The sequence below is a fragment of the Curtobacterium sp. MCBD17_035 genome (genome assembly GCF_003234815.2).
In the GTDB taxonomy this organism is placed as follows: domain Bacteria; phylum Actinomycetota; class Actinomycetes; order Actinomycetales; family Microbacteriaceae; genus Curtobacterium.
On record NZ_CP126279.1, the window covers coordinates 3327808 to 3340816 of the forward strand.

At 70.3% G+C, this 13009-nt stretch carries 13 protein-coding genes; 6 read left to right on the forward strand and 7 right to left on the reverse strand.

Annotated features, from left to right (window positions below; translation table 11 throughout):
* Positions 1–8: 8 nt before the first annotated feature.
* The 4 genes from DEI93_RS15750 to DEI93_RS15765 are packed head-to-tail and all read right to left on the reverse strand — an operon-like array spanning position 9 to position 3874.
* Positions 9–845 carry a sugar phosphate isomerase/epimerase family protein gene (locus DEI93_RS15750; protein WP_111120447.1) on the reverse strand — a complete coding sequence of 279 codons (837 nt, stop codon included), beginning with the start codon at positions 843–845 and terminating at the stop codon, positions 9–11.
* Positions 842–1642 carry a triose-phosphate isomerase family protein gene (locus DEI93_RS15755; RefSeq protein WP_111120448.1) on the reverse strand — a complete coding sequence of 267 codons (801 nt, stop codon included), beginning with the start codon at positions 1640–1642 and terminating at the stop codon, positions 842–844. The genes DEI93_RS15750 and DEI93_RS15755 overlap by 4 nt, the downstream gene beginning before the upstream one ends.
* Positions 1642–2142 (reverse strand): ribose-5-phosphate isomerase, encoded by a 501-nt coding sequence (locus tag DEI93_RS15760; protein ID WP_111120449.1) that lies wholly within the window; start codon positions 2140–2142, stop codon positions 1642–1644. The genes DEI93_RS15755 and DEI93_RS15760 overlap by 1 nt, the downstream gene beginning before the upstream one ends.
* Positions 2135–3874: a dihydroxyacetone kinase family protein gene (locus tag DEI93_RS15765; RefSeq protein WP_111120450.1), complete on the reverse strand. Its 1740-nt coding sequence runs from the start codon at positions 3872–3874 to the stop codon at positions 2135–2137. The genes DEI93_RS15760 and DEI93_RS15765 overlap by 8 nt, the downstream gene beginning before the upstream one ends.
* 167 nt (positions 3875–4041) lie before the next feature.
* Between DEI93_RS15765 and DEI93_RS15770 the strand changes: the two genes are divergently transcribed.
* Positions 4042–5034 (forward strand): LacI family DNA-binding transcriptional regulator, encoded by a 993-nt coding sequence (locus DEI93_RS15770; RefSeq protein ID WP_111120451.1) that lies wholly within the window; start codon positions 4042–4044, stop codon positions 5032–5034.
* A gap of 143 nt (positions 5035–5177) precedes the next feature.
* Here DEI93_RS15770 and DEI93_RS15775 read toward each other — a convergent pair whose 3' ends face one another.
* Both DEI93_RS15775 and DEI93_RS15780 read right to left on the reverse strand, forming a co-directional pair.
* Positions 5178–6275 carry a zinc-dependent alcohol dehydrogenase gene (locus DEI93_RS15775; RefSeq protein WP_111120452.1) on the reverse strand — a complete coding sequence of 366 codons (1098 nt, stop codon included), beginning with the start codon at positions 6273–6275 and terminating at the stop codon, positions 5178–5180.
* 25 nt (positions 6276–6300) lie between these two features.
* The gene (locus tag DEI93_RS15780) at positions 6301–7659 is read right to left on the reverse strand and encodes an MFS transporter (protein ID WP_111120453.1); all 1359 of its coding nucleotides are present in this window, start codon (positions 7657–7659) and stop codon (positions 6301–6303) included.
* Between the two features lie 244 nt (positions 7660–7903).
* Here DEI93_RS15780 and DEI93_RS15785 point away from each other — a divergent pair, with 244 nt between their 5' ends.
* Positions 7904–9163, forward strand: coding sequence for an MFS transporter (locus DEI93_RS15785; RefSeq protein WP_111120454.1), 1260 nt, complete (start codon positions 7904–7906; stop codon positions 9161–9163).
* A 379-nt stretch (positions 9164–9542) separates the two neighbouring features.
* Complete coding sequence (locus DEI93_RS15790) at positions 9543–10178, forward strand: GrpB family protein (RefSeq protein WP_284158481.1); 636 nt, start codon at positions 9543–9545, stop codon at positions 10176–10178.
* A 79-nt stretch (positions 10179–10257) separates the two neighbouring features.
* Here DEI93_RS15790 and DEI93_RS15795 read toward each other — a convergent pair whose 3' ends face one another.
* Positions 10258–10773 (reverse strand): AAA family ATPase, encoded by a 516-nt coding sequence (locus DEI93_RS15795; protein WP_111027259.1) that lies wholly within the window; start codon positions 10771–10773, stop codon positions 10258–10260.
* Between the two features lie 109 nt (positions 10774–10882).
* On the opposite strand from DEI93_RS15795, the gene DEI93_RS15800 reads away from it, so the two are divergent.
* From DEI93_RS15800 to DEI93_RS15810, 3 genes are all read left to right on the forward strand, one after another.
* Positions 10883–11833 (forward strand): SDR family NAD(P)-dependent oxidoreductase, encoded by a 951-nt coding sequence (locus tag DEI93_RS15800; RefSeq protein WP_258371934.1) that lies wholly within the window; start codon positions 10883–10885, stop codon positions 11831–11833.
* 55 nt (positions 11834–11888) lie between these two features.
* A complete protein-coding gene (locus tag DEI93_RS15805) occupies positions 11889–12482 on the forward strand; it encodes a TetR/AcrR family transcriptional regulator (protein ID WP_111010748.1) in 594 nt (197 codons plus the stop codon).
* Positions 12483–12650: 168 nt separating this feature from the next.
* Positions 12651–12803 (forward strand): hypothetical protein, encoded by a 153-nt coding sequence (locus DEI93_RS15810; RefSeq protein WP_181436115.1) that lies wholly within the window; start codon positions 12651–12653, stop codon positions 12801–12803.
* Positions 12804–13009: the final 206 nt, after the last annotated feature.

A 13009-nucleotide genomic window follows, 5' to 3' on the forward strand; every position in this document is an offset into this window, starting at 1 on the left:
CAGGTCGGTCACGCGCGGGCTGCGGAGAGGGCGGCAACCGTCGAGGCGACCCAGTCCGTCTCCACGGCGATGCTCCTCGACGCGGCGTCCCCGGTGGAGTCATCCGCCGAGTCGGCCTGCCACGGGAGCCAGAACTCGATGACACGGTTGATGCCCCGCGCGTCGGGCTCGATCGCCGCCCGGATGCCGTCGTAGTCGAGCCGACCGGTGCCGAACGGGACGCCGGTGTACTGGAACCCGACCCAGCCCGGCGAACGGGTGAAGTCGAAGTCCTTCACGTGCCAGTTCGCCGTGTACGGAGCGCACCGGGCGACGACGTCGGCCGGGTGCTCGAGGTTCGCGACGGTGTTCGCGGGATCGAGGCAGATCCGCAGGTTCGGCGACCCGATCGCGGACACGACCGCGACGAGCTCGACCGAGCTGATCCGTTCGTAGGTCTCGAGGGCGAGGGTGACCCCGGCCTCCTCGTAGGCCGGCAGCGCGGCTCGCAGGCGCCGGTCGGTCTCGACGGCGTCCGGCTCGTCGTCGCCGGCACTCCACATCGACCGGACGAGCGCCGCGTCGAGCCGCTGAGCGACGTGCAGGTACCGGGCGAGGTGCTCCGGGTCGGTCCCGCGCGTGCCGACCTCGAGCGTCAGCCCGAGCTCGTCCGCGAGCGAGCGGATCCCGGCGAGCCGCTCGTCCGACGCCGTGTCGAGCGGTGCGTGGTCGCAGATCTGGAACAGGTCGACACCGTCGTGCGTGGCGGCGTCGCGGAGTGCGTCGTCGAGGGACATCGGCGACGGCACCCGATCCGACATGCGCCAGAAGTACGCGTAGGTGGACAGGCCGAGCAAGGAGGTCATGGGGTCCGCTCCGAGACGCTGGTGGTGATGACTTCGTCGAGGATGGTCGCGATCGCGGCGGGGTCGTGGGCGAAGCGGCCGAGGAAGAGCCCGCCGATGCGGCCCTGCCCTCGGCTGAGCAGGCCCGGTCCGGCGCTGCCGCCGTAGATCGCACGCGAGCCGGCGAGCTCGGGACGCGACGCGAGGTACGCCTCGATCCCGGCGAGCACGGCGACGATGTGCTCGTCGGGGGCGGGCGCCGTGGCGCCGATCGCCCACACCGGCTCGTAGGCCACGATGACGGGTCCGGCCAGGTGGTCCGCGGTGGCGGTGGCGAGGAACCGGCCGAGCTGACCGGTCACCTCCGCGATCGCATCCTGCCTGGAGGCCCGCTCCACCTCGCCGACGCAGATCAGGGGGGTGAGGTGGTTGCGGAACGCGGCGTGCACCTTGCCGGCGATCTCGTCGTCCGTCTCGTGGAACAGGGAGCGGCGCTCGGCGTGCGCGATCTCGACGAGGTCGCAGCCGATCTCGGCGAGCTCGGCGCCGGACACCGCACCCGTGAACGCGCCCTGGTCGGCCCACGCCAGATCCTGCGCCCCGAGGTGGACGCGGGTGCCCTCGAGCAGGCCCTTGACGGGGACGAGCGAGGGGAACGTCGGGATGACGAACAGGTCGACGGCCCCGGCGGTGACGGCGGGGTGGTCCCTGGCGATGTCCGCGACGGCGGACGCCCACGCCAGCGTCCGGGCGTGACCGAAGTACATCTTCAGCGACACACCGATCGTCAGCGCGGGTGCTGCCGCGGCGGTCAGCATCAGGCGTCCACCGACTCCGTGTCGATGCCCTCCGGCGCGCTGCCGTCGTACCGGCAGATCGCGGCGACCTTCTCGGCGGAGGCCGAGGAGGTGTCGAAGCTGTAGCCGAGCCACTCCCCCGCGAGTCGGCGGGCGAGCTCGACGCCGACGACGCGCTGGCCCATGCAGAGCACCTGGGCGTCGTTGGACAGGACCGAGCGTTCGACGCTGAAGGAGTCGTGAGCGGTGACGGCGCGGATGCCGGGGACCTTGTTCGCCGAGATCGCGACGCCGAGGCCGGTGCCGCAGATGAGGATGGCCCGGTCAGCCTCGCCGTTCGCGACCATGCGGGCCGCGTCGACCGCGATGTGCGGGTAGGCGGTGTGCCCCTCGGCATCGACACCGACGTCCACGACGGACGCCACCCGGTCGTCGGCCTCCAGGTCCTTCTTGATGATCTCCTTGTAGTCGAACCCGGCGTCGTCGGAGCCGACGACGAGGCGGAACTGCTGCTCAGCCATGGTGACCTTCCTTCTGCTTCGTGGGGAGCGCCGCGAGGACCGCGGCGGTGATCAGGGCGAACGAGATCGCGCCGGCGTCGGGGGTGCCGACGGCGTGCTCGGCGTGGGTGCGGGCGCGACCCATCTTCGGGAGCAGCGCGGCGGTGCCGTCGGCGGCCTCCTGCGCGGCGGCGGACGCGGCGGTCCACGCGGTCACCAGGTCGTCGCCGGCGTCGACGCGTCCGGTGAGCACCGTGTCGAACGGCACGAGCGCGTCGACCATGGTCTTGTCGCCGACGACGGCGCCGAAGGCGAGGACCGCCTCGTTCGCCGCGTGCACCGCCGCAGCGACGTCGGCGGCCGACGGACGCGACTCGTCCCCGAGCACGCGACCCAGCGCCTCCAGGGCGGCACCCCAGATCGCACCGGAGGTCCCGCCGGCCTCGTCGGACCAGGCGTCCCCGGCGATCCGGAGGACGGATCCGGCGCCGGCACCGCGCGCGGCAGCGTCCTGCGCGGCCACGTGCGCGGCGTGCGAACCGCGCCGCATGCCGATGCCGTGGTCGCCGTCGCCGGCGACCGAGTCGATCTCGCCGAGCCGGACGGCGTGCTCGTCGATCGTCGCGCGGATCGCGGTGATCGCGTCCGTGACGACCGCGGCCGACATCTGTGACTCCTCGCTGCCGGGCGTGACCTGGACCTGCTCGCCGGCCTCGAGGAGTTCGTCGGACACGCGCTCCTGCGGCACCGCTCCGCCCTTCCGGTACGCGGGGCTGTCGGCCGGCGCCGCCCACAGCTGCTCGAGCTCCTCGTCCACCCAGAACAGCGTCAGCGACACCCCGGCCATGTCGAACGACGTGACCAGCTCGCCGACCTCGGGTTCCACGACGATCGCGCCGACGTCCGTCAGCAGGCGCTGCACGGTGCCGTAGACGACGAACAGCTCCTCGTACTTCACCGAGCCGAGTCCGTTGAGGATGGGGACGACGCGGGCGCCGTCGACGGAGACACCGTCCGGGAGCTCCTGGAGCAGGCGGCCGACGAGCAGGTCGGCGAGCTCGGCGGCGGTGGGGACGTCGGCCTCGTCGATGCCCCGCTCACCGTGGATGCCCATCCCGATCGCCATCCGCCCCTCGGGGACCGTGAACAGCGGCTCGTCGGCGCCGGGCAGCGAGCAGCCGCTGAACGCGACGCCGAAACTCCGCGTCCGGTCGTTCGCCCGCTCCGCGATCGCTGCCACGTGGTCCAGCGAGTCGCCCCGCTCGGCGGCGGCACCGGCGACCTTGAACACGCACAGGTCCCCCGCGATGCCGCGACGCTTGTGCTGCTCGTCGGCCGACGCGGAGGCGATGTCGTCCGTCACGCGGACCGTGCGGACGTCGATGCCGGCCTCGGTCAGGGCGCGCGCCGCGGCATCGAAGTTGAGCGCGTCACCGGCGTAGTTGCCGTAGGACAGCAGCACCCCGCCACGGTGGTGCGCCGCCGTCGCGACCGCGGTGACCTGCTGTGCCGACGGCGACGCGAACAGGTTGCCCATCGCCGCGCCGGCCGCGAGGCCGTGCCCGACGAGTCCGCCGAACGCCGGGTAGTGCCCCGAGCCGCCACCGATCACCAGGGCCACCGTGCCCTCAGGGCTGGTGGTCGCACGAGTGACCCCGCCGCGGACCTTCCGGACCCACCGCCGGTTCGCCGCGACGAACCCGTCGACCATCTCGTCCGCGAAGTCCGCCGGGTCGTTGAACAGGCGGGTCATGGTGTCGCTCCTTCGATCGGGTGGTGCGGCTGGCCGGTCACGGTCGCGCGACCGGCGTGGACGTTGGAGGGGCCGTGCACCGGCACGCGGCGGGCAGGTCCCGGCGGTGAGGCCGAGGTCGACTCCGCTGTAGCGTCGTTGCATCGGGTTCGAGGAGAGGGGGCGTCGTGGCGCTGACGAGCCGTGACATCGCGCGGGCCGCGGGCGTGTCGCAGGCGACCGTGTCGCGGGTGCTCAACGGCAGCCCGAGCGTCTCGGACCAGACCCGTGAGCGCGTCCTCGGTGCCATGCGCGACGTCGGCTACGTGCCCAACGCGCAGGCCAAGGCGATGCGCACGGCGCGGGCGGGCGCGATCGGGATCGTCACGAGCGAGATCCAGAACCCGTACCTGCCGTACCTGCTCGACGAGTTGACGCGGATCGCGCGCGAGATGAACGTCAACGTCGTGGTGTGGAACGACGACGATCCGGCGATGCCGCTCGCGACCGCCGGCGTCGGCGCCGGCACCGTCGACGGCGTGCTCTTCACCGCCGCGAAGCAGCAGACGCTCGGCATCGACCGCCTGGTGGAACGCGGCGTTCCGGTGCTGCTCTGCAACCGGGCCGACCTCGAGTCGACCGCCGACATCGTCATGACGGATCACTTCGGGACCGGCGTCCGTGCGGCGGAGTTCCTGCTCGAACGCGGTCGGTCGCACATCGCCGCGATCTTCGGCCCGTCGGACACGTTCGCGAGCCCGGCGCGTGAGGCCGGGTTCCGACAGGCGTTGCGGGCCGCCGGGGTGGAGATCCGGGCCGAGCAGACCACGAGGGGCACGACCACGTACGACACGGGGAACCGCGCGGCGCGCGAGTTGCTCGCGCACGGCGTTCCGGACGCGGTCTTCTGCTCCTCGGACATCATCGCGTACGGCGCGATGGACGCCCTCCGCGCGGCCGAGGTCGCCGTCCCCGAGCGGACGTGGGTGCTCGGCATCGACGGGCTCCCGATGTCGGCGTGGGGTGCGTTCGACCTCACGACGTTCGAACAGGACATCACGAGCATCGCGCGCGCGTCCGTGCAACGACTCCTGGACCGCATCGCCGGGGACACGTCGGAGCCGGTGCACACGCTGGTGCCCGCTCGGCTCGTCGAGCGCGGGTCGACCGGGGCCCGCTGACCGGGAGGCACGGTGTCCGCCCGGTCCGCCGGGTGTCGGCTGCGAGGGCGCGACGAGCGGGGGGTGCGCGCCGAGGTGTGGAGCGCCCCGGTCGTGGGTCTCGGCCATGGGCCCTCCTCGGACTCGTCGGTCGTCGCGTCGGATCAGTGCGCCGTGGCGGCGACCGTCTCGGCTCCCCCGACGGTTGCCGCGCCGTCGACGGGCCCGTTCGGCAGGATGAGGACCTTGTTGGCGTCGCCGGTGAGGAGGTCGATCGCGGGGCCGAGGTCGCCGAGCGGGAACCGGTGGGTGATGAGCCACGAGATGTCCACGCCGCCACGGGTGAGGACCTCGACGAGGTCCTCCCAGGTGTCCCAGAGCCGGCGCCCGAACGTGCCGCGCAGGGTGATGCCGTTCTTGTTGATGTACTTGGCGATGTCGACCGGCACCGGGGTGCCGGGGTGTCCGATCGTGACGATCGTGCCCTCGCGGCGGACCGACTCGAAGATGGTCGGGTACGCCGCGGCGGCCGCGCTGACCTCGAAGGCGACGTCGACGCCGCTGCGGTGGGCGTAGTGCTCCTCGACGTACTCGACGACGCCGGGGCCGGGCTCGAACACGGTCGCGCCGAGCTTCTCGGCCCAGCCGCGTCGGTACGGGTTGGGTTCGACGGCGATCACCTCGGTGGCGCCGAGGTGCAGCGCGAACTGCACGATGAGCAGCCCGACCGGGCCGCAGCCGGACACCAACACCGAATGCCCGGCGACATCGAGGTCCGCCCGCTGCAGCGCATGCCAGGCGACGCCGGCGGGCTCGAGGAGCGCACCGACCTCGAGCGGCATGCCCTCCGGCAGCGGGAAGCAGATGTTCTCCGGCACCGCGACGCGCTCGGCGAACGCGCCGTCGGCGTGCATCGCGATGATCTTCATGTTCAGGCAGTTGTGCCCGTTGCCGGTGCGGCACATGAAGCACTGCTCGCACGGGATGTGCGTCTCGAGCGCCACCCGGTCCCCCACCGCGAGTCGACTGACGTCGGAGCCCACCTCGATCACCGTGCCGGAGACCTCGTGCCCCAGGACGACCGGCAGGTCGAGGTTGAACGCCACCGCCGACGGTGTCCACTCGTACATCTCGCGGTCGGTGCCGCAGATCGACACCGCGCCGACGTGGAGCAGGACGTCACGGGGGCCGACCGTGGGCTCGGGGTGGTCCTCGACGAACTCGACGCCCGGCGCCGCGGTGGTCTTGACGATTGCCTTCATGGTGCTTGCTTCTTCCTTCGGTGGCTCAGGACTGGTTCGCGACGCGCGGGTCCACCACGGCGGTCGGCACGGCGGAGGTGACCTCGTCGACGTAGGCCCGCTCCTTCCGGCTCCACGTCTCACGGGTGAGGAGCACCGTGACGACGCCGACGACGCCGGCAGCGACGTAGAGGAGCGAGACGCCGCCCCAACCGATCGCTGCCGCGAGGGCGGTGGCGATGAACGGGATGAAGCCGGAGATCGCGGCGGCGAGCTGGTAGCCGATCGAGGCGCCCGAGGAGCGCGTGTCGGTGCTGAACAGCTCGCTGAACCAGGCGCCCTGGGTACCGGCGAGCATGTCGTGGATGAGCGGCAGGCCGATGACGTAGACGAACACGATCAGGACCGGCACCTGCGAGTTGAGCATCAGGAACATCGGGAACCCGAACGCGATCGAGAGGATCGACCCGACCAGGTAGATCGGCTTCCGCCCGAACTTGTCGGTGAGGTCGCCCCAGAACAGGGAGGAGCCCACGCCGATCGCGGTCGCGATGCAGAGCCCGACGAGGCCGACCTCACGGAGGTCCGCGTCGAGACCCGAGATGTAGCTGAGGATGTAGGTGACGACGACGTAGAAGCCCGCGGACTCGACCAGGCGCAGGCCGATGACGCGGAGCAGGTTCCGCCAGTCGTCCTTGAGCACCTTGAGCAGCGGGTTCTTCGCGGTCTCGCCGCGGTCCTTGACGTCTTCGAACTCCGGGGACTCCGAGACCCTCGCCCGGATGATGAGGCCCGCGATGACGAGGACGGCGCTGGCGAGGAACGGCACCCGCCACGCCCACTCACCGCCGAGGTGCACGGAGAACAAGAAGACGATGTTCGCCAGGAACACCCCGGCCGGGTTCCCCGCGGTCGGGATCGCGGAGTAGCGGCCACGGTGTCGCCACGGCGCGTGTTCGTAGGCCATGAGGATGGCGCCGCCCCACTCGGCGCCGAACGCGACGCCCTGGATGACGCGCACCGAGACCAGGAGGATCGGAGCCAGGACGCCGACGGTCTGGTACGTCGGCAGCAGGCCGATCGCGAACGTCGCGAGTCCCATCACCAGCAACGCCGCGACGAGCACCGGCTTGCGGCCGATCTTGTCCCCGAGGTAGCCACCGATGATGCCGCCGAGCGGACGCATCGCGAACCCGACGCCGAGCGTGGCGAACGAGAGCAGCGTCCCGACCAGCGGATCGGCGCCGGGGAAGAACGCGGTTCCGAAGTACAGCGCCGACGCGGTGCCGTACGCGAGGAAGTCGTAGTTCTCGACGCAGGTGCCGACCGCTGCGCCGATCGCGGCGGACTTCTTGTCCCGCGTTCCGTGGACGGCGCGCTGGCGCTGGACTTCAGTGAGGGCCATCGTCTTCTCCTTCGAAGAATGGGTACGTATTCACGCGGATGCTCCGAGCGACTGTATACGTAACCACGCGACGCCCGCAAGCCGGGACATCGCTCGGCGCAGAAGCACCACGACGTGTGCTCCTTGCGCCAGCGCTCCCCTGCGGAGCAGGATGCCGGAGGTACCGCTGTGCCGTGATGATCGTCGAAGCCCAGGCCGACTTGTCTGCCGACCGATCACCGGCACCGCGTCGGAGGCATCGTCCATGACGACTGCGCGCTCGCTCCTGTCCTCGGTCCTCGGACCGTTCCGGTCGACCGGTGCCCGGTACGGCCGTGTCCTCGACCACCCCGGGGCGCTGGCGTTCTTCCTCCCCGCGGCCGTTGCGCGTCTCGGCGTCGCGATGACCGGGCTCGGGCTGCTGTTCTCGATCCAGCACGCGTCGGGATCGTTCGCGGTCGCAGGCGCTTCCACGGCCGGCTTCTCGATCGCGGAGGCCGTGGCGGGCCCGCAGGTCGCTCGCCTCGTGGACCGGTGGGGGCAGACGGTGACGGTCCCGGTGATCGTCGCCACTCACGCTGCCGCGGTCGCTGCGGCCATCACCACCGCGGGGAGCGCACCGGTCCCGGTCACGCTCGCGGCCGTGATGGTCGCCGGTGCCGTGACGCCCCAGCCCGGAGCCCTGTCGGCGGCGCGGTGGTCGCACCTCCTGACGGATGGGCCGGCGCTCCGCGTCGCCTTCTCCCTCGAGGCGAACGTCAACGACGTCGTGTTCCTGTCCGGTCCGATCCTCGTCACCCTCGCCAGTACCTCCCTCGTCCCGTGGGCGGGCTCGGCCGCGGCCGCGACACTCGTCGCCCTCGGCTGCGGCACGCTGTCGCTGCAACCGCGCACCGCACCAGCGCCGCGTCGAGGTCGGGGACGCGGCCGGAACAGGACCCGGACCTCACTCCTCGCTCCGGACTTCCTCGCCGCACTCGGCGTCAACCTCGGGCTCGGGTGCTTCTTCGGCGCTGTTCCGCTCCTCGTCACCGCCGCGGCGAGCGCTCGCGGGATGCTGTCCCTCACCGGTCTCGTCCTCGCCGTCCCCAGCGCCGCGAGCATCATCGCGGGCCTCGTGTACGGGTCGATGCGTGCGACCCCGCGCCCCCAGGCGGCGCAGCTGGTCGCGACGCTCGTGCTCACGGTCGCCGTGCTCGTCGGCGTCGCCTGGCCCACGCTGCTCGGGCTGGCGATCATGCTGGCGATCGGCGGAACGGCGATCGCCCCGCTGCTCGCGTCGTCCTCCCAGATCGTGCAGGCGACGGTCGCCGGTTCAGCACTGACACAGGGGTTCACCTGGATCAACTCCGCCTCCGCGATCGGCATCGCGATGAGCGCATCGCTCGCCGGAGCACTGATCACGCATGGTGGGGTTCGAGTCGCGACCATGCCGCTCGTGGTCCTCGTGCTGGCCACGGTGGCGTCCGCCGCGCTGTCGTTCCGGTACGCCCGGACCCGGAGTGCGTCGGATCCGTCGGCATGATCGATCCGCCACCAGGCGGCGCCAGCTGGGCCATCGGCGCGCGCCGTCTGCCGTCCTCGCTGGTACGAGGAGCGATGCCGCGCCGGCGAAGAGGGGTGCGTTCATCGCGGTGTGCGCCTGAGGGACACACGGCTCTGCTGCCACCGGGCCTCCCGACCGGTGTCGGACCGCGCGTGGCCGATCCCCACCATGAGCGCCGGAGTGGAGGGCCGTCCAGCGCGGGTGGATCCGGGATCACGGGTGATCTTCGTCACGTCAGGCCTGCTCATCACCGCTTGTGCCGCCGTCGATCTCGGCCGTCGGCCTCCGCACGGCACGGATCGTCCCTTGGCGACCCGGTCATCAACCGATGCGCCGACCAATCGGGTTGACTATGGGCGTGCCGACGACCGCTGAGATTCTCGACTTCGACGAGCCGCCCGTGCCGGCGGGAGCCAGCCCGTGGGTGGTCCCGCCGAAGGCCACCGTCATCAGTGTCGTCGACCCGGACCCTGAATGGCCGCAGCTCGCATCGACGGTGAGCAACCTGATCATCGATGCTCTCGACGTTCGCGCGCTCCGTGTCGAGCACGTCGGGTCCGCGTCTGTTCCTGGGCTCGCGGCGAAACCGGTACTCGACCTGGACCTGACGGTCGCAGATCCCTCCGACGAACGTGTCTGGCTGCCGCGGTTGGAAGCAGCGGGCTTCGTCCTCACGGTGCGCGAGCCCTGGTGGCACGAGCATCGCCTCCTCCAGGGAGCCCCTGCAAGCAACCGGGCGGCAGCGCCGGTTCCCGGGATCCCCGTGAACCTGCACGTCTTCGGGCCGGACAGTCCGGAGCTGGTCAAGCACGTGGTGTTCCGGAACTGGCTCCGACACGACACCGCGGATCGCGAACGCTACGCGACCGTCAAGCGTCAGGCCGCACAGCAGCCAGCGCAACGCATGTCGGACTACAACGCCCGCAAGGCCGCAGTCATCCGAGAGATCTACGAGCGCGCCCTCGCGGCCGCCGGCTTCATCGAAGGCGACTAGAGAGACCTGGCCACGCTGGCAAGCGCTCTCACGGCGGTGCGCGGAAGCGGATGACGCGTCGTGATCACGCAGGACGCGCTCACCACTCGGACAGGCCACACCGGCGGAGCACCTCGTCCACGACGACATCGAGCGGCTGACTGGCATCGACGTGCACGCCATCGCGCGGCACGGTGCCGGTCGCATGGAGTGCGTGAACGAGGGCCCGCTCTTCCAGCCGGCCCGTCCCGGCCCATTCGTCATCGCCCCGCGCCTCCAGGCGTCGCTCGAGCGTTGCCCGATCGATCATCAGGACGAAGACGTCGTCGAAGACGTCGATGAACGATTCGACGTTGCGCGATCCTCCGCAGAAGAAGGTGACCGGATCTGACTGGTCCGCCGCGATCGAGCGGACCCTGTCTACCTGCCAGATGTGGTGGTGGTGAACGGCTGTCCCGGTCACACCATCGACAGGCGCCCCTGTCTTCGGGTCCCCCTGGTAGGCGAGTTCTCGATCGCCGTCGATCGCTGGGAAACCACGGCGACGCAGTTCGTGGCACACCGACGTCTTCCCTGTTCCGGAGACGCCTTCGACGAGGTAGTTCCGCTTCCCCACGAGGGCACGGTAGCCCTCGGCGATGGATCTTTGAAGCCCATCGGCTACTGGACACACCGGAGGGTGGCCGGATGCTCGTACAGGTGTCCGGAGCGCGTTGAGCCCCAGGGTGGAACGTGTCGGAAGGGCGTCGACGCCAGGCGTACGATTTCTTGAAGTCGAGACGATTTGTCTCGACAAGCCTGGTGATCACCACCTAGCTCACCCTCGTCACTGTCGACAGGAGACCTCCATGTCCGATTCCACCGCACCCGACAGCCACACGAACGTGGTTCCGCAGTCCACGCAGGCTTCCACCTGGACTGAGCAGATCACTCCGGGTCGTTTCTCCGGCCAGACCGTCATCGTCACCGGGGCCGCGTCCGGCATCGGTCGTGCCACGGCGTCACGCGTTGCACGCGAAGGCGGGCGGGTCGTGGCCGTCGACATCACCGCCGACCGCCTCTCAGATCTGCTTGCGGAACTGCCCGACGCCGACATCGTGCCGGTGGGTGGCGACATCACCTCGCAGGCAGACGTCGACGCGATCGTCGCAGCCGCCGGTGGCCAGATCGACGCTCTCGCCAACGTCGCCGGCATCGCCGACGACTTCTCCCCCATCGACGAGACGAGCGACGCCGTCTGGGAGCGCGTGATGGGCGTCAACGTCACCGGCACTTTCAAGCTCACCCGAGCCGTGCTGCCCGTCATGCTCGAAGCCGGCAGGGGCTCCGTCGTCAACATCATCAGCGGCGCCGCGCTCCTCGGTAGCGGTTCAGGAGCGGCCTACACCGCGTCCAAGCACGCGGTCCTGGGCCTGACCCGCTCCGCAGCGTTCATGTATGCGCAGCGAGGACTGCGTGTCAACGCTGTCGCTCCGGGCGCGGTCGCCACGAACATCGGCTCCTCCTCGAAGCTCTCGGAGAAGGGCCAGGAGCGGTTGGCGCCGTTCTTCGCACTGCTACCGAGCATCGCGGCGCCCGCCGAGCTCGCTGCCTCGATCACGTTCTTGCTCAGCAAGGACGGTGTGAACATCAACGGTGCCGTCCTCTCCAGCGACGGCGGCGTCTCCGTTCAGTAGTCCGCACCACGGCTGGCCGCGCCGGCCGGAGTCGTGATGCCGCGAGGATGGCTGTATGGCCAAGAGCACAGGACGACTCCGCAATGAAGAGACACGCTTGGCGATCCTCGACGCGACACGCTCGGAGCTGGCCAGCCGTGGATGGGACACGCTGTCGTTCGAGCGAATCGCCGCGGTAGCTGGCGTCGGCAAACAAACCCTGTATCGATGGTGGCCGACGAAAGCGGCGCTGGTTTCGGAGATGGTCACCGCGGGCGGCATCCTCCCGGTAGGTCCCGTTGCCGTCTCCGATGACGTCCACGCCGACGTCACTGCGTGGATGCTGGCCGTCGCGCGTGTTTACGACGACCCCGATGCAGCCGCCGTACTCCAGGCCATCATCGCGGCTGTTGCCGAAGATGCTGACCTCTCCGCGAACTACGACGAACGGATCACGACTGCCGCCCGCACGCGGCTCGCGGAACGACTGCGACTGGCGGTGGAGGCTGGTGCGCTCCCCCCGGACCTCAGGATCGACACGGTCACGCAGGTCTTCCTGGCGATGGTCCTATGGTGCCTCGTCACCCGCCGCCCGCTCGATGGAACCCTCGTCGAAGATCTCGTCGCGGCAACGTTGCCGGTGCCTCCCGACGGGTACGCACTCACTTAGCCTAAGCAATCTCTGGGAGCCGCCGGTTCAGAAGGCCAATCCCCCCACGCTGTGAGGAGAGCTCCGCCTTCGAGAGTCTTGTATGAAGGTCTTGGATCAGGCTACTGCGGCTCGTACTGCGCGCCACGGCTGAGCATCGTGTATCGGAGTCGGGGGCACAGTTGGTCCATGGCGAGCAACGAGAGCCGTATCGACGTCGAAGGTGAAGTGGCCTTCATCGAGTTGGCGCTGCGAGCACGGGGCCTACAGGTCGATGCAGACGCCATCGAGCGAGTCCGCCGGGTGCTGCAAGGAGCGCTCTCTCGAGACCAGGCGAGGTGAGAAATCGTCGCCAAGTACGGCCGGCCTGCGTCCCGATAGCCGACCAACTACCGAACGTCTTCCCGCGTTGCCCTGCGACGGGGTTTCTCGTCTGGCTACTTCACCCACGGTCGTTGACCGCGCACCGCTCGAGCAGCGGGTCTGCTGATATCGCGCTCAGCAAGGCGGTTCGGGATCCTGAACGTTCAGCTCTGGTGCGGAGCCTT

Coding starts and splice junctions, on each gene's coding strand:
- DEI93_RS15775 (WP_111120452.1), bottom strand. CDS start 6,275: ATGAAGGCAATCGTCAAGACCACCGCGGCGCCGGGCGTCGAGTTCGTC.
- DEI93_RS15805 (WP_111010748.1), top strand. CDS start 11,889: ATGGCCAAGAGCACAGGACGACTCCGCAATGAAGAGACACGCTTGGCG.
- DEI93_RS15785 (WP_111120454.1), top strand. CDS start 7,904: ATGACGACTGCGCGCTCGCTCCTGTCCTCGGTCCTCGGACCGTTCCGG.
- DEI93_RS15810 (WP_181436115.1), top strand. CDS start 12,651: ATGGCGAGCAACGAGAGCCGTATCGACGTCGAAGGTGAAGTGGCCTTC.
- DEI93_RS15780 (WP_111120453.1), bottom strand. CDS start 7,659: ATGGCCCTCACTGAAGTCCAGCGCCAGCGCGCCGTCCACGGAACGCGG.
- DEI93_RS15765 (WP_111120450.1), bottom strand. CDS start 3,874: ATGACCCGCCTGTTCAACGACCCGGCGGACTTCGCGGACGAGATGGTC.
- DEI93_RS15760 (WP_111120449.1), bottom strand. CDS start 2,142: ATGGCTGAGCAGCAGTTCCGCCTCGTCGTCGGCTCCGACGACGCCGGG.
- DEI93_RS15750 (WP_111120447.1), bottom strand. CDS start 845: ATGACCTCCTTGCTCGGCCTGTCCACCTACGCGTACTTCTGGCGCATG.
- DEI93_RS15755 (WP_111120448.1), bottom strand. CDS start 1,642: ATGCTGACCGCCGCGGCAGCACCCGCGCTGACGATCGGTGTGTCGCTG.